Consider the following 16,074-nt stretch of genomic DNA (forward strand, 5'->3'; position numbering starts at 1 on the left):
AATTTGCTAAAAAAGCCACATACAGTGGCTTTTACTTTTAAATTCTCAAAACTTAATTTTAGATAACTAAATCTTCTTAAAGATAACTGATCCATTCGTACCACCAAACCCAAAAGAATTATTAAGTACATAATCAATTTTCATTTTTTTAGCGACGTTAGCAGCATACTCTAAATTACAACCATCATCTAAATTTTGTAAATTTATAGTTGGTGGAGCAACCTGGTCTCTTATAGCTAAGACACTAAATATAGATTCAATTGCACCAGCAGCACCCAATAGGTGACCAGTCATAGATTTTGTAGAACTCATAACAAGATCTTTTCTATATTGACCAATAGTTTTTTCAACTACCTGGCTTTCTTGGACATCACCTAGAGGAGTCGAAGTACCATGAGCGTTTACATAGTCTATGGCGTCAGGATTTTTATCAAGTCCTGCATCTGCTAGAGCATTCTTAATACATCTTTCTTGGCCTGGTGCATAAGGCATAGTCATATGATAACCATCAGCTGACATACCAAAACCTATAACTTCAGCGTAAATTTTGGCACCACGTGCTTTTGCCCTTTCATACTCTTCTAATACTACCACTCCAGAGCCATCACCTAAAACAAAGCCGTCTCTATCTCTATCCCATGGACGAGAAGCTCCTTGTGGATCATCATTACGAGTAGATAAAGCTCTAGCAGCAGCAAAACCACCTATACCTATAGCGTTACTAGCTTTTTCAGAGCCTCCAGCAAGCATAGCATCAGCATCACCATAAGCTATAAGTCTAGCAGCCATACCAATATTATGTGTACCAGTTGTACAAGCAGTGACAATAGGTACATTAGGTCCACGTAAGCCATGATTTATTGATATCACGCCAGATAAGATGTTGATAATTGATGACGGTATACAAAAGGGAGATATTTTTGATGGTCCTTTTGCATCAATAGTAGCTTTAGTAGATTCTAAAGTTTCAATACCACCAATACCAGAACTAACTGCCACACCAAATCTATATGAATCTTCTTCTGAAACCTTATTTATTCCAGCATCTCTCAGAGCTTCATTAGCAGCAGCTATACCATAATAGCAAAAAGGATCAACTCTTTTTGCATCTTTTTTACCCACAAGTGCATCTACATCAAAATTTTTAATCCTTGCAGCAAATCTTACCTTAAACTCACTAATATCGGGAGCTGGTGTATCAAAACCAGTTATAGTCTCAACACCACTTTTACCAGCTAAGATATTAGCCCAAGTCGTAGGCACATCATTTCCCAAAGGTGTTACCATTCCAAGACCAGTAACAACTACTCTACGATTAGATTTCATATTAAATTAACCTATTTAATTCTTTTAGAAAACAGCATGAAACTATTTTAAACACAATCATGCAACTTTTGAGATTAATTTTTGATTAGTTTACTTTAGAGTCAATATAGTCGTAAACATCTTTAACGGTTCTGATCTTCTCAGCATCTTCATCTGGAATTTCAGTATCAAATTCTTCTTCTAGAGCCATTACTAACTCAACTGTATCAAGGGAGTCTGCACCTAAATCATCAATAAAAGAAGCTTCTGGCTTAAGATCTTCTTCTTTAACGCCTAATTGTTCAACGATAATAGAGTTAACTTTCGCATATAATTCGTTTGCACTCATTTTTTTTTTCCTTCTTATTTTGTTTAAAATTTTTAAATTAACTATTCGTTTTAATAATATTATTTTTTGTCCGTTTTTGCAATAATTTCGCAAAAATTAAGCCATATACATGCCACCATTAACGTGTAACGTTTGTCCTGTTATGTATTTGGCTTCTTCTGAAGCTAGAAAAGCCACAGTATTTGCTATATCCTCTGGCTGCCCCATTTGTCCTGAAGGGATTCTTCCAGCTATAAAAGATTTCTGCTCATCAGTGAGCTTATCTGTCATATCTGTAGCTATAAATCCTGGTGCTACTACATTGACTGTAATATTACGACTAGCAACTTCATAAGCTAAAGATTTCGAAAATCCAATTACACCTGCTTTAGCAGCACAATAATTAGTTTGGCCTGGATTTCCTGCAGAAGCTACTACTGAACCTATAGAAATAATTCTACCCCATCTTTTTTTCATCATACCACGAACACATTCTTTTGACATATGAAAAACTGAGCTTAAATTAGTATTAATAACAGCACTCCACTCATCATCAGACATTCTCATCATAAGATTATCACGAGTAATTCCAGCATTGTTTACTAAAATATCAATAACTATTTTTTCATCTTTAAGTTTGGCAAAAAAACTCTTTATACTCTCAGAATCAGAGATATTTAAGACCATTCCTTTTGCACTTAAACCTTGATCTGTTAAATTTTGTTCAAACTTTTTTGCTGAAACTTCTGAAGTTGCAGTACCTATAACAGTAGCTCTTTTTTTTGCAAGAGTAACAGCTATTTCATAACCAATACCGCGGCTAGCCCCTGTTACTAAAACTACTTTTTCTTTTAAAGGCATTTTTTTATTATCTCCTTATAGTTATTGAATATTTTCTAGACTATCAATAGTATTTGTATCTTTTACAGTTATATCTTTGTCAATTCTTTTTATTAGACTACTTAACACCTTATTTGGTCCACACTCAATAATTTCGTTAATACCTAAAGTTACTAATTCTTGCACAGATTGGGTCCATAGTACCGGTTTATATAACTGCTTAATTACAGCGTCTTTTATTTCATTTGAACTTAAATGTGATTTAGCATCAAAATTTTGTACAACAGCTGTAGCAGGCTTTTTAAACTCTACTTTATTTAACTCCATTTCAAATTTTTCTGCAGCATCTTTCATAAGAGAACAGTGAGATGGAACGCTTACTGCCAAAATTTGAGCACGTTTTGCTCCTTTTTCTTTTGCTATAGCATTAGCTTTTTCTACTGCTTTTTTTTCACCAGAAATAACAACTTGTCCAGTTGAATTAAAGTTTGCTGCCTCAACAACACCCTCATCAGAAGCTTCTTGGCAACAAGCTATCACATCATTATTAGATAGACCAAGTATAGCACTCATAGCACACTCTTTATCTGTAACGGCATTTTGCATTAGCTTACCTCTAGTTGAAACCAACTGTAAAGCATCTTTATAAGATATGCACTCAGCTGCCAATAAAGCAGTATATTCACCGAGGCTATGCCCAGCAAAATATTGGATTCTTAAATTTGGTTTTTGTTCTCTAAGAACTTTAAATATCGCATAACTTGTAGCTAAAAGGGCAGGTTGAGTAAATTCAGTTTTATTTAGCTTTATTTCATCATTTTGAATAATATCCCATAGATCATAACCTAAGTGGTTCTTTGCATCATCTACAATAACCCTGAATGTTTCAAAGTTTTGATAATAATCTTGTAGCATACCTAGTTTTTGTGAACCTTGACCAGGAAATACAACAGCAATATTTTGTGACATAATATTCTCCTTACTATTAAAATATAAAAAAGTTTTTAAAATATAAAAGCTGATGTCTTTATATCTTTGCTATGAATCCGCCCCACACAAATCCTGCTCCGAAGGCTTCTGATATTATAGTTTCTCCAGGTTTGATTTGACCATTTCTAATTGCATGATCTAATGCTAATGGTATAGATGCTGCTGATGTGTTGCCATGGTCTTGTAATGTGGTTATTACTTTAGACATAGGCATATTTATTTTATTTGCTGTAGAGGTTAGTATTCTATAATTTGCCTGATGGGGCACTAACCAGTCTATTTCACTTACACTTATCCCAGCCTCTTGAATCAATTCGTCAGCTAAAGATGATAGTCTTGAAACAGCAAACTTAAAAACTTTATTTCCTTCCATTATCAAATATGGGTCTATAGTTATAGCTTGCCCTCTATTGCTAGGTAAATTGTTAGGGATATTTAACATATCTAAACAAGAACCATCAGTATAAAGTAAAGAGGATAAAATTTTCTTCTCTTGACTTTGGGATAATACTACAGCTCCAGCTCCATCACCAAAAAGTACACACGTTGATCTATCATTCCAATCAAGTACCCTTGTCATCTTTTCAGCACCAATCACTAATACGTTTTTTGCTGAACCATTTTCTATATATTGTTTTGCAATATCAAGAGCATATACAAAACCGCTGCATGCCGCAGAGACATCAAAACAGCGGATTTTGAAATTTTGGATATTAAGGGCTTTTTGAACAATAGATGCAGTAGAAGGCATAATATAATCGCTCGTACCTGTAGCAACTATTATCGTATCGATTTCTTGAGCATCTAAATTAGCTGCTTCTAGAGCTTTTTTTGCTGCTTCTGTAGCCATAAAGCTAGTAGTTTCTTGCTCATTAGCACAATGGCGTCTTTCTATACCAACCCTTTGTTTTATCCATTCATCCGAAGTGTCAATAAATCTACTTATATCATCATTAGTTAAAATTTTTTCAGGTAAATAGCTTCCTGTACCTAATATTTGTGCAAACATGTATAGTCTACCTATATGTTAGTTAAATACAATAATAAAATTAGCCCTTTAAGAGTTTATAATCCCTAAAGAATGTCAGACTTTCAAAATTATTGTAACATGAATAATATGATTAAAGAACTTTTTCTAAAGATTCTTGGATTGTTTTAGGGATATTATATTTAATTTCCTTAACAGCCTCATAAATAGCCGTTTCAAAAGCATTAGCGCTAGCACTTCCATGGCTTTTTATAACAATTCCTGTCAATCCTAATAAAGAGGCTCCATTAAAACTATCTAAATTCATTCCTTTCTTCATTTTCTTAAAAAGTGGTAAAGCCATAATGGTTGGTATTTTCATTAACCAAGAACCTTCAACTACAGTTTTTTTGATTAATGATTCTATAAGCCTCAAAGTACCTTCCATAGTTTTTAATGAAACATTACCAACAAAACCATCACAAACTATAACATCTGTAGAGTCATCAAAAATGTATTTACCTTCTATATAACCATTATAGTTTATAAAATCACAACTTTGTAAAAGTTTAGCAGCATTCTTGATATTATCTAACCCCTTCATTTCTTCTTCACCAATATTTAGTAAAGACACTCTGGGTTCAGCTATGCCTTTTGAGCTTGCCGCTAAGATTGACCCCATAATAGCAAATTGAAAAAGTTGCTCAGATGAACAAACTACATTTGCCCCTAAATCTAACATATAAGTTTTACTGAGCTTCTTAGTTTCTCTGTTATATGCAGGTAAAGCATAAACTATCGCTGGACGATCTACACCATGAATAGTCTTTAAAACAAACTTTGATATAGCCATTAATGCACCAGTGTTACCAGCGCTAACACAAGCGTTTACTGAACCATCTTTGACAAGATTAACAGCCACGCGCATAGAAGAATCTTTCTTTTTTCTTACAGCTACAGATGGAGATTCATCCATCTCGACGGTTTCGCTAGCGTGATGAATAGCTATTCTTTGTAGCGTTGGCAGTTTTATTTTCTTTAGTTTTGAATATCTGTCTAAAGCTCTTTTTACTTTATGGTGATCTCCAACTAGGACTATCTGTAAGTTAGAGTCTTTTTTTACAGCCTCAAGAGCTGCTGGAATAGTGGTGTTTAAACCATGATCGCCGCCCATCGCATCTATAGATATTTTGTAACCCATAATAAATAAAACTTCCTATTTGATTTCAAAAGCACTATTTTACTAAAATTTAGTATAGTAGACTCATGTAATTATAATTCCAAGGAGAAAGGTTTTTAGTCTTCAGATTTTACTTCTACTACTTTTTTACCCTTGTAAAACCCGTTTGGTGATACGTGGTGTCTTAAATGTAATTCACCAGTTGCTTTATCAGTTGATAAAGTAGGTGTAGATAAAGAATCATGCGATCTTCTCATATCTCTTCTTGATCTGCTTTTTTTAACTTGTTGTACAGCCATTTTATGTAACCTCCGATAGAAATTTTACTATTTATCTTATTAGCGTTATTTAAGTATTTTTAGGACCTCAAAAGGATTTTCCTTTTCCTCAACAACACTTTCTTGCTCGCTATAGTATGAATGTTTTTTGTATTTTTTACAAGTGTTAGAGTTGTTTTTTGGTATTAATGGCAAGTCTAAAAGAATTTCTTCCTTAATTATATCTATTAAATCTATAGTAGCCTTAGTACAAATAAAAGGTTCATACAAACTATCTTCAACTAACCTATCATCTTCAACTATGATAATAGTATTAGCTGCGTTAAAGCTATAATCAAAAGGTGTAAGAGAATCTTGACAAATTAGTTGTAGATGACTAGATAGGCTATATTTAATACAAGGCATCCCCCCTTCTTCAAAAAAAGAAAAATCACAATCAAATGTATATGGCTCATCTAAAATGTAATCAGACAGTTTATGTAGATCAGTAAGTATGATTTCAAAGTCTGTTAATTCTCTTTTTTGTTTAGCATATAGGGTATAGTTTATGTCGTGTTTATTTTTCATATCATAGTTATCTAAGGGTTACTTTTATTTGTAATATTCTAACTTGCTTTCTTGTTTTATTAAAGTTGCTATTGTATTATCTTAGTGATGTTCACGTTACTTTAAATTTTTACTTAAAGGGTCAATTATGTCTTTACCTATTTCTCGAGAATTTTCAAATGCTATAAGGTTTTTGGCTATAGATGCAACACTAAAAGCTAAGTCTGGTCACCCTGGTATGCCTATGGGTATGGCTGATATTGCAACTGTTTTATGGACAAAGTTCCTCAAACACAATCCTAAAAACCCACACTGGATTAATCGCGACAGATTTGTTCTTTCAAATGGCCATGGCTCTATGCTTTTATATGCTTTGTTGCACTTAAGTGGATATAGTGTCTCTATTGAAGATATTAAAAATTTTAGACAGCTTCACTCTAAAACCCCAGGTCACCCAGAATATGGTTATACCCCAGGAGTTGAGACAACAACAGGACCTCTTGGGCAAGGTCTTGCTAACGCTGTTGGTATAGCTTTGGGAGAAAAGCTTTTATCAGAAAGATATAATACTCCTGATTGTGAACTTATAGACCACCATACTTATGTATTTTTAGGTGACGGATGCTTAATGGAAGGTATATCTCATGAGGCATGCTCTTTAGCTGGTACTTTAGGTTTAAACAAACTTATAGCTTTTTGGGATGATAATGGCATATCAATTGATGGTGATACCAAAGGATGGTTTACAGATAACACGGTTGAAAGATTTAGGTCTTATGGCTGGCACGTTATTGAAAATGTAGATGGTCATGATACCAAAGCTATAGAACAAGCCATTATCCATGCACAATCTGAGCAAAAAAGACCCACCTTAGTATGCTGTAAGACAGTTATAGGCTTTGGCTCACCAGAAAAAGCAGGTACAGCCTCAATACATGGATCCCCATTAAGCGTGGAGGAAAGAAATTCAGCAGCCAAAGAATTGGGTTGGCAATATGGCTCTTTTGAAATACCTAATGAAGTATATAGATTTTGGGATACCACTAAACGTGGTCAAATACTAGAAACAAACTGGCAAAAGCGTTGGGAAGATTACAAAATAAACCCTAAACATAATGAACTTAAGAGAATTTTAGCTAAAGATATTCCAACCGAACTTGAACAAGAAATTCAAAACTACATAAAATCACAAATAGAAAAACCAGCTAAGGTGGCTACACGAAAAGCATCTCAAATGTCTCTGGAAGTGCTATGTAAACATATGCCCGAAATGTTTGGAGGGTCAGCAGACCTAACTGGTTCAAATAATACCAACTGGAGCGGCTCAGTTTGGCTGAACCATACTGATAAAGGAGCTAATTATCTTTCATACGGAGTACGTGAGTTTGGTATGGCCGCGATTATGAATGGCCTAAGCCTATACGGTGGTTTAAAACCTTATGGTGGTACTTTCCTTGTGTTTAGTGATTACTCACGGAATGCCATTAGAATGTCTGCTCTTATGAAGCAGCCAGTAGTGCATGTAATGTCACATGACTCTATAGGGTTAGGTGAAGATGGACCAACACATCAGCCAATCGAACATATCCCGAGTTTGAGGCTAATACCAAACCTTCATTTATGGCGCCCAGCTGACACAATTGAAACGATGGTTGCTTGGTATGAAGCTATTAAATCAAAAGAAACTCCAAGTGTTATGGTATTGACACGCCAAGGATTACAACCAATAGTTGATTCTATAGAAAAAGCTAACAATATATCTAAAGGCGGATATTTGGTCAAACGATATGCAGATGCTAAAGCTACAATAGTTGCAACAGGTTCGGAAGTTGAGCTAGCTGTAAAAGTAGCTAATGAATACTACAAAAAAGGTACAAATATAAATGTTGTGTCTATACCTTGTGTAGAAATTTTTGATAAACAAGATGACAGCTATAAAACATCCGTAATTAGACAAGATATTCCAGCAGTATTTGTTGAACTTGCTCAACCAGGCACATGGTATAAATATATGCCAAAAGCAGGTGGTGAGGTTAAAGGAATAACAACCTTTGGAGAATCAGCTCCAGCAGAAGAGTTATTTGAGTATTTTGGTTTTACTGTAGAAAATATAAGCAATATAGTTGCTAAATATGTTTAAAATTTTTATCTAAAAAAGATAGTTAAAGGAGATTACAATGAAAGTTGCAATTAATGGTTTTGGTAGAATAGGTCGTTTAGCGTTTCGCCAAATGTTTGGCAAAGATGGGATTGAAATAGTAGCGATTAATGATTTAACAAATCCTAAGATGTTAGCTCATCTGTTAAAATATGATTCTGCTCAAGGTAGATATGCTAGAGCTGATGAGGTTTCTGCTAAAGAAGATTCTATAGTTGTAGGAGGAAAAGAGATAAAAATTTACGCACAAGTAGATGCTACTAAACTACCTTGGGGTGAGTTAGATGTAGACGTTGTATTAGAGTGTACTGGTTTTTATGCAACAAAAGCAAAATCCCAAGCTCATATAGATGCTGGTGCTAAAAAAGTTGTAATTTCTGCTCCAGCAGGAAATGATCTGCCAACAGTTGTTTATAACGTTAACCACCACATCTTAACACCAAAGGATAAAATTATATCAGCAGCATCCTGTACAACTAACTGTTTGGCTCCTATGGCAAAAACGCTACATGAGTTAGCAAATATTGAAAAAGGTTTTATGACAACTATTCATGCTTATACTGGTGATCAGAACACTCTTGATGGTCCGCATAGAAATGGTGATTTACGCCGTGCTCGTGCAGCTGCCATAAATATCGTACCAAACTCAACTGGGGCTGCAAAAGCTATAGGTTTAGTTATCCCAGAGTTAGCTGGTAAGCTTGATGGTGCTGCTCAACGTGTTCCAGTGGCTACTGGATCATTGACTGAGTTAGTTGCTGTGGTTTCTAAAAATGTGACAGCAGAAGAGATAAATACAGCTATGAAATCAGCAACTAATGAATCTTTTGGCTATACCGAAGAAGAATTAGTTTCTAGTGATGTTATAGGAATTAATGAAGGTTCACTATTTGATGCTACTCAAACTAAAGTTACTCCTTTAGGTGATAAGTCTTTAGTTAAGGTTGTATCTTGGTATGATAATGAAATGTCATATACAAACCAGATGGTTAGAGTAGTTAAATTAATAGGGTCTTTATAATTTGGAGCTAGTATGAGTTTTCTAACTATAAGAGATGTAAATCTAAAAGATAAAAGAGTAATAGTTAGGGTTGATTTTAATGTCCCGGTTAAAGACAATAAAGTCACAAGTACCGTAAGAATTCAAGCAGCTATTCCAACTATAGAATATATTTTAGAACAAGGTGGTAGACCGATTCTGTTATCTCACCTTGGGCGCCCTACTGAAGGAAAATACGATCCTCAATTTTCACTAGAACCTGTAGCAAGAGTTTTAGAAGAAATAATTCGTAAACCAGTAAAGTTTGAAAAAAATTGGCTTGATGGTGTTGAAGTTAAAGCTGGTGAAATTATTATGTGTGATAATGTTCGCTTTAACAAAGGCGAAGAAAAATCTGATGATGAGTTATCTAAAAAAATAGCGAGTTTGGGTGATGTATTTGTAATGGATGCTTTTGCAACGGCTCATCGTGCCCAAGCTTCTACATATGGTGCTGCAAAATATATACCAGTAGCATGCGCAGGGTTTTTAGTTTCAAATGAGATTAAAGCTTTAGAAAAAGCATTAAAAAATCCTAAAAAGCCTATGGCTGCTATAGTAGGAGGCTCAAAGGTGTCTACTAAGTTATCAGTCTTACACAACCTACTTGATAATGTTGAAACATTAATTGTTGGTGGAGGTATAGCAAATACTTTCATAAAAGCCAAAGGTTATTCTATAGGTAATTCGCTTTATGAGCAAGATTTGGTTTGCCAAGCAAAAGATATTCTAACAAAAGCCCAACAAAAGGATATTAATATACCAGTTCCTGTAGATGTCAGAGTTGCTAAAGAGTTTAGTGAAAATGCTCCAGCAGTTATAAAAAATGTAGCTGACGTAGCTGATGATGATATGATCTTGGATATAGGACCTAAATCAGCAGAAAATATTGCTAAGTTACTAGATTCTTCTAATACCATATTATGGAACGGACCAGTTGGAGTATTTGAGTTTGATAGCTTTGCAGAAGGTACAAAAACTTTATCTCTAGCTATCGCTAATTCAAAAGCATTTTCTGTAGCTGGTGGTGGAGATACTATAGCTGCTATAGAAAAATTTGGTATAGAAAATAAAATTTCTTATATTTCTACTGCTGGTGGAGCATTCTTAGAATTTTTGGAAGGCAAAAAACTCCCAGCTATTGAAATATTAAAAGAAAAAGCAAAAAATAACTTTATTTAAGGTGGTACTATGAGAAGAACCAAAATTTTAGCAACTCTTGGCCCTGTAAGTGAATCTAAAGAAATCCTTACTGAGATGATAAAGGCAGGGGTTAATGCTGTTAGGTGTAATTTCTCACATGGATCTGCTGAAGACCATAGAAAAAGAGTTGAATTAATCCGTCAAATTGCAAAAGAACAAGATACTTACGTTGGAATACTAGCGGACTTACAAGGACCTAAGATTAGACTTTCTAAATTTAAAAATGGCTCGGTAGAAATTAAAAAAGGGAAAAAATTTGTACTTGATGCTGATCTTGGTATAAATGATGGAGATGAAAATGCTGTAGGTATTGACTATAAAGAGCTGATCAAAGATATTAAACCTAGAGATATTCTACTAGTTGATGACGGTAAAATAGTACTAGAGGTTGAGTCTGTTAAAGAAAATAAAGCTACAACTAAAGTAGTTGTTGGAGGTAAGGTTTCTAACAACAAAGGTATCAATAAAAAAGGTGGTGGACTTACAGCACCAGCTCTTACTGAAAAAGATAAAGAAGATATTAAAATAGCAGCTATGTTACAAGTGGATTTTTTAGCAGTATCATTTGTAAGAGATGGTAAAGATATGGAATACGCACGTCAACTTATGCATGAAGCAGGTTGGAAGCCAGCCATGGTTGCTAAGATTGAAAGAGCTGAAGCAGTACATAAAGAAAACCTAAAGAGTATTGTAGAAGCTTCTGATTTAGTCATGGTTGCTCGTGGTGATTTAGCAGTAGAGATTGGTGATGAGAATGTCCCTACGGTACAAAAACTGATTATTAGTACAGCTCGTCAAAATGAAAAAGGATCTATTACAGCCACTCAAATGATGGAATCAATGATAGAAAACTCCTCGCCTACTCGTGCTGAAGCTTCTGATGTGGCAAATGCAGTATTTGATGGTACAGATGCGGTTATGCTCTCAGCTGAAACAGCTGTTGGTAAATATCCTGTAGAAACAGTTGCTGCTATGTCAAGAATTTGTGAATCTGCTGAAAAAAGTAAATATAATCATATTATTAAAAAACAAAAAATAGCTGATTGTAGTAGGATTGACCATGCAGTATCAGTAGCAGCTGTTAAGATAGCTAATGATATTGGTGCTAAAGGTTTAATCGTTTTAACAGAAGGTGGAAATACCTCACGCTGGATGTCACGAATAAATACAGATTTACCAATTTATGCATTATCCCGCAATGCACCAACGTTAGGAGCTATGACTCTATTTAGAGGGGTTATACCTATATATTTTGACTCTACCAGAATGTCTAAACTATATGTAAATAGATCTGCTTCCATAGAACTTGAAAGTAGAAAATTAGTAAAACAAAATGATATCCTTGTGCTGACTAGTGGTGATAGCATGGGTGTACATGGAAGTACTAATAAAATCAAAGTAATAATAGCAGGTCAAGTAAGATAAAAGGAGAGAATAAATGGCTTTAGTTTCATTACGTCAACTATTAGATCATGCTGCAGAGCATGGCTATGGAATACCAGCTTTTAATGTTAATAATTTAGAACAGGTACGAGCTGTTATGGAAGCTGCTGATAAAGTAAACTCCCCAGTGATTTTACAAGGTTCCGCAGGTGCTAGAAAATATGCAGGCGCACCTTTTATAAGACACTTAGTTTTAGCTGCTATAGAAGAATATCCAGATTTACCAGTGTCTATGCATCAGGACCACGGAACATCACCAGCAGTTTGTCAAAGATCTATTCAGTTAGGTTTTTCATCTGTGATGATGGATGGTTCATTAAAATCAGATGGTAAAACTCCAGCAGATTATGAATATAATGTAAATGTAACTAAAACAGTTACTGATATGGCTCATGCTTGCGGTGTGTCTGTGGAGGGTGAGCTAGGCTGTCTCGGTTCTTTAGAAACTGGACAGGCAGGTGAAGAGGATGGTATAGGTGCAGAAGGCACTCTATCTATGGATCAATTATTAACAGACCCGGAAGAAGCTGCTGACTTTGTAAGAAAAACTAAAGTTGATGCCTTAGCAATTGCTATTGGTACAAGTCATGGTGCTTATAAGTTTACTAAGCCACCTACAGGTGATGTATTATCTATAAAAAGAGTAAAAGAAATTCACTCTAGAATACCTAATACTCACTTGGTAATGCATGGATCATCTTCTGTACCACAGGATTGGCTAGAAGTCATTAACAATTATGGTGGTAAAATGGGTGAGACTTATGGCGTGCCAGTAGAGGAAATCGTTGAAGCAATAAAGTATGGAGTACGTAAAGTTAATATTGATACAGACTTACGTATGGCAGCAACAGGTGCAATCAGAAAGTTTTTAGTGGAAAACCCCGCTGAATTTGACCCACGTAAATATAATGCTGTAGCTAAAAAAGCAATGTCTGAAATTTGTCAAGCTAGATATGAGGCTTTCGGTAGTGCTGGTATGGCTAGTAAAATTAAACCAATTTCACTTGAGATGATGTTTCAGCGCTATGAAAGTGGTGAGTTAGATCCTGTTGTTAAGTAGCTACCATATTATTATACTATTATCACCATATGCGCTACTTGCTATCCTTCCATCTGGCAATAACTCTAATGCTTGAATCCGTCCCTTGTGTCCTTTTAATACGATAGGTGGGGTTGCAGGATTATATAAATCCCACACCATTATAGTTCCATCATTTGAACCGCTTACTAGTCTTCCATCTGGCAATAACTCTAATACACAAACTCCTCCTGGATATGTTCCTAGTATATTAGAATTTGTATGACCAGTTAAATCCCATACTCTTACAGTATTATCGTATGAACCGCTTACTAGTCTTCCATCTGGCAATGACTTCAATGCACAAACCCCTTTACTGTGTCCTCTTAGCATAATATGATTTGTAGGATTAGTTAAATCCCATATAGTTATATCAATTGAACTACTTGCTAATCTTCCATCTGGCAATAACTCTAATGCACAAACCCTTCCTGGGTATGTTCCTAGTATATTAGAATTTGTATGACCAGTTAAATCCCATACTCTTACAGTATTATCGTATGAACCGCTTACTAGTCTTCCATCTGGCAATGACTTCAATGCACAAACTCTATCGGTGTGTCCTCTTAGCACAATATGATTTGCAGGATTAGTTAAATCCCATACTCTTATATTTCCACCATGTGAACCACTTACTAATCTTCCATCTGGCAATAACTCCAGTTCGCAAAAAGACTCTCCTCTTATTAAATGCTCTAGCACAATAGGTTTTGTAGGGTTAGTTAGGTCCCATATTCTTATAGAATCAATTGAACTACTTACTAATCTTCCATCTGGCAATGTCTTTAGTGCATTAATCCAGCTCTTATGCCCTTTTAGTTTAAGAGGGTTTTTATTATTTATTGGTAACAGAGGTAGAGGAGGTAACTTTTTATAATTGAATTTGTTTAACTTTCTAAAAGCTTCATAACTTTGGATATCCAAATATTCACATATCAATATTACTATACCCTTTGGTATGTTTATTACTTTATTTTTATTACTAACTTTCCACACTAGTTGCGATGGCGCATTGTAATTGCTAGATTGTATTCTGAAAGTTTTAAAATAGTTGAAAGAGAGTTCCAGATGTAGTTTATTAGGTTTGAGAAGAACTTAAATAAACGAACAGGAACTAAAAATGGCACATAGACATTTAACTCTTTCAGATAGATATTATATAGAAAATTTACTTAAATTAGGATACTTAGAAGCAGCAATAGCTAATAAAATAGGATTTAGTAAAACAGCTGTTATAAATGAACTTAAAAGGAATAAAGTAGGTAAAAGTTATTCTGCAGAGATAGCCCATAAGTTGTATTGTAGTCGTAGAAAGTCAAATAATCATAAACTTACTAATGAAGTTAAAAAGCTGATAATAGCTTTACTCAAAAAGAAAATATCACCGGAGTTAATTTGTGGTAGATTAAAGCATGAAGGTATAGCTAAGCTAAGTTTTAAAGCTGTTTATAACTTTATACAAAGACATAACCTTAAACAGTTATTATTCTTCAAAGGTAGGCGTTACAAATACAAAAAAGAAGGCTCCTCAAATCAAGGTAAGATAAAGGATAGAGTCAACATATCACAAAGGCCTAAAGCAGCTAATGATAGAAAAGAGCTGTATCATTTTGAAGGTGATACTATAGTCGGTAAAGATCATAAAGGAGCTATTTTGACTATGGTAGATAGAGTTAGTAGATTCACAATTCTAGGCAAAGCTAAAGATAGAACAGCTAGTTCAATTAACCAAATTTTATACAGAGCATCAAATGGTAATAAAATTACCACAGCTACTTTTGATAATGGTAAAGAGTTTGCTAAACACAAAAATTTATCAAATAAAACTGGTATTAAAGTATTCTTTGCAGATGCATATAGTCCATGGCAAAGAGGTACAAATGAAAACATGAATAGGTATATCAGACAATTTATTCCTAAAGGTACTGATTTTAGTAATATCTCTCATCAGTATCTTAGAAAGTTGCAAATTGACTTGAATAATAGACCTAAAAAATGTTTAAATTATTTAACACCTAATGAGGTACATTTCGGAATCAGTATAAACATTGAGACTACAATCTAGCATTTATAAGACGAGCTATGCTTGAACGATGAGCATACAGAATATATAACCGCTTAAGCTGATTTTTTATTTCGGCATGTATTTTGCCTAAATTAGCTCCTGTTAATTTATTATTTGCTACATATGATATAGTCTCTAAAAGTTGCGTTATTTTATTGTAAGCTACCATAGGACTAGAGGACGATGTTCCATCAACATCAAGTATTTCTTGACGAAGCAGTGGTTCTATAGCTTTTTGATTCATATCATCTAAACCATTTTTTAATAGTGTTGATACAACTACCGATAAGACTCTATACCAGTAAACATCAAACTCATAATCTGTCATAAATATTTCCTTTTCATCTAATAGTTTAATGTGTTTTTTCAATGTCTTATGTCTAGAATTTGTTTAATAACCATGTTATCTAAAATGTTATGTTAATATAGAACAACGCTCAAAAAACTAAAATTTCACATAGATAACTATATTTTTAAAATATAAATAATATTATAATTAAAATTTTAAAAATGTAAAGTTATTTTTATTTAAATTAAATATATAATTGATTGTATATTGATTAATTAAAATCACATCTAATGGTATTACGCCTATTTGCTAAACTTAGATAGCTAAAAACTTCAACTTATAAACCAAAACCATTCATAATAGTA

General features: G+C 34.1%; 16 protein-coding genes. 6 read left to right on the plus strand and 10 right to left on the minus strand.

All coding sequences use genetic code 11. From position 1 onward, the window contains the following. Positions 1–66: 66 nt before the first annotated feature. The 8 genes from fabF to SD28_RS06060 form a co-directional block, all read right to left on the minus strand. Positions 67–1,326: a beta-ketoacyl-ACP synthase II gene (gene fabF / locus SD28_RS06025; RefSeq protein WP_039125072.1), complete on the minus strand. Its 1,260-nt coding sequence runs from the start codon at positions 1,324–1,326 to the stop codon at positions 67–69. 85 nt (positions 1,327–1,411) lie between these two features. Further along, positions 1,412–1,654 carry an acyl carrier protein gene (gene acpP / locus SD28_RS06030; RefSeq protein ID WP_035719877.1) on the minus strand — a complete coding sequence of 81 codons (243 nt, stop codon included), beginning with the start codon at positions 1,652–1,654 and terminating at the stop codon, positions 1,412–1,414. 96 nt (positions 1,655–1,750) lie between these two features. Then, entirely contained in the window at positions 1,751–2,494 is a 744-nt protein-coding gene (gene fabG, locus SD28_RS06035; protein WP_039125075.1) for a 3-oxoacyl-ACP reductase FabG, read from the minus strand. Between the two features lie 21 nt (positions 2,495–2,515). Then, positions 2,516–3,442: an ACP S-malonyltransferase gene (fabD, locus tag SD28_RS06040; protein ID WP_039125077.1), complete on the minus strand. Its 927-nt coding sequence runs from the start codon at positions 3,440–3,442 to the stop codon at positions 2,516–2,518. Positions 3,443–3,500: 58 nt separating this feature from the next. Continuing rightward, the gene (locus SD28_RS06045) at positions 3,501–4,472 is read right to left on the minus strand and encodes a beta-ketoacyl-ACP synthase III (RefSeq protein ID WP_039125079.1); all 972 of its coding nucleotides are present in this window, start codon (positions 4,470–4,472) and stop codon (positions 3,501–3,503) included. A 112-nt stretch (positions 4,473–4,584) separates the two neighbouring features. Continuing rightward, on the minus strand, positions 4,585–5,631 hold the full coding sequence (gene plsX / locus SD28_RS06050) for a phosphate acyltransferase PlsX (protein ID WP_039125082.1): 1,047 nt from the start codon (positions 5,629–5,631) through the stop codon (positions 4,585–4,587). A gap of 95 nt (positions 5,632–5,726) precedes the next feature. After that, complete coding sequence (rpmF, locus tag SD28_RS06055) at positions 5,727–5,909, minus strand: 50S ribosomal protein L32 (RefSeq protein WP_039125084.1); 183 nt, start codon at positions 5,907–5,909, stop codon at positions 5,727–5,729. A gap of 45 nt (positions 5,910–5,954) precedes the next feature. Further along, a complete protein-coding gene (locus SD28_RS06060) occupies positions 5,955–6,455 on the minus strand; it encodes a YceD family protein (RefSeq protein WP_039125086.1) in 501 nt (166 codons plus the stop codon). A 127-nt stretch (positions 6,456–6,582) separates the two neighbouring features. On the opposite strand from SD28_RS06060, the gene tkt reads away from it, so the two are divergent. From tkt to fba, 5 genes are read left to right on the plus strand one after another with little or no spacing between them, the layout of a single operon-like run. Next, the gene (gene tkt, locus SD28_RS06065) at positions 6,583–8,574 is read left to right on the plus strand and encodes a transketolase (RefSeq protein WP_039125088.1); all 1,992 of its coding nucleotides are present in this window, start codon (positions 6,583–6,585) and stop codon (positions 8,572–8,574) included. 37 nt (positions 8,575–8,611) lie between these two features. Next, complete coding sequence (gene gap / locus SD28_RS06070; RefSeq protein ID WP_039125091.1) at positions 8,612–9,613, plus strand: type I glyceraldehyde-3-phosphate dehydrogenase; 1,002 nt, start codon at positions 8,612–8,614, stop codon at positions 9,611–9,613. 12 nt (positions 9,614–9,625) lie between these two features. Continuing rightward, positions 9,626–10,813 carry a phosphoglycerate kinase gene (locus SD28_RS06075; RefSeq protein ID WP_039125093.1) on the plus strand — a complete coding sequence of 396 codons (1,188 nt, stop codon included), beginning with the start codon at positions 9,626–9,628 and terminating at the stop codon, positions 10,811–10,813. Between the two features lie 9 nt (positions 10,814–10,822). Then, positions 10,823–12,259, plus strand: coding sequence for a pyruvate kinase (pyk, locus tag SD28_RS06080; RefSeq protein ID WP_039125095.1), 1,437 nt, complete (start codon positions 10,823–10,825; stop codon positions 12,257–12,259). A gap of 13 nt (positions 12,260–12,272) precedes the next feature. After that, complete coding sequence (fba, locus tag SD28_RS06085; protein WP_039125097.1) at positions 12,273–13,337, plus strand: class II fructose-bisphosphate aldolase; 1,065 nt, start codon at positions 12,273–12,275, stop codon at positions 13,335–13,337. Here fba and SD28_RS06090 read toward each other — a convergent pair whose 3' ends face one another. Continuing rightward, on the minus strand, positions 13,338–14,351 hold the full coding sequence (locus SD28_RS06090) for a WD40 repeat domain-containing protein (protein ID WP_052251883.1): 1,014 nt from the start codon (positions 14,349–14,351) through the stop codon (positions 13,338–13,340). It abuts the gene before it with no gap. Between the two features lie 124 nt (positions 14,352–14,475). Here SD28_RS06090 and SD28_RS06095 point away from each other — a divergent pair, with 124 nt between their 5' ends. Then, positions 14,476–15,420: an IS30 family transposase gene (locus tag SD28_RS06095; RefSeq protein WP_039124962.1), complete on the plus strand. Its 945-nt coding sequence runs from the start codon at positions 14,476–14,478 to the stop codon at positions 15,418–15,420. On the opposite strand, the gene SD28_RS06100 is transcribed toward SD28_RS06095, so the two are convergent. After that, on the minus strand, positions 15,410–15,748 hold the full coding sequence (locus tag SD28_RS06100) for a hypothetical protein (RefSeq protein WP_039125099.1): 339 nt from the start codon (positions 15,746–15,748) through the stop codon (positions 15,410–15,412). The two genes, SD28_RS06095 and SD28_RS06100, sit on opposite strands and share 11 nt — an antisense overlap. Between the last annotated feature and the right edge of the window lie 326 nt (positions 15,749–16,074).

Origin of the sequence: Allofrancisella guangzhouensis (genome assembly GCF_000815225.1) — a bacterium.
In the GTDB taxonomy this organism is placed as follows: Bacteria; Pseudomonadota; Gammaproteobacteria; order Francisellales; family Francisellaceae; genus Francisella; species Francisella guangzhouensis.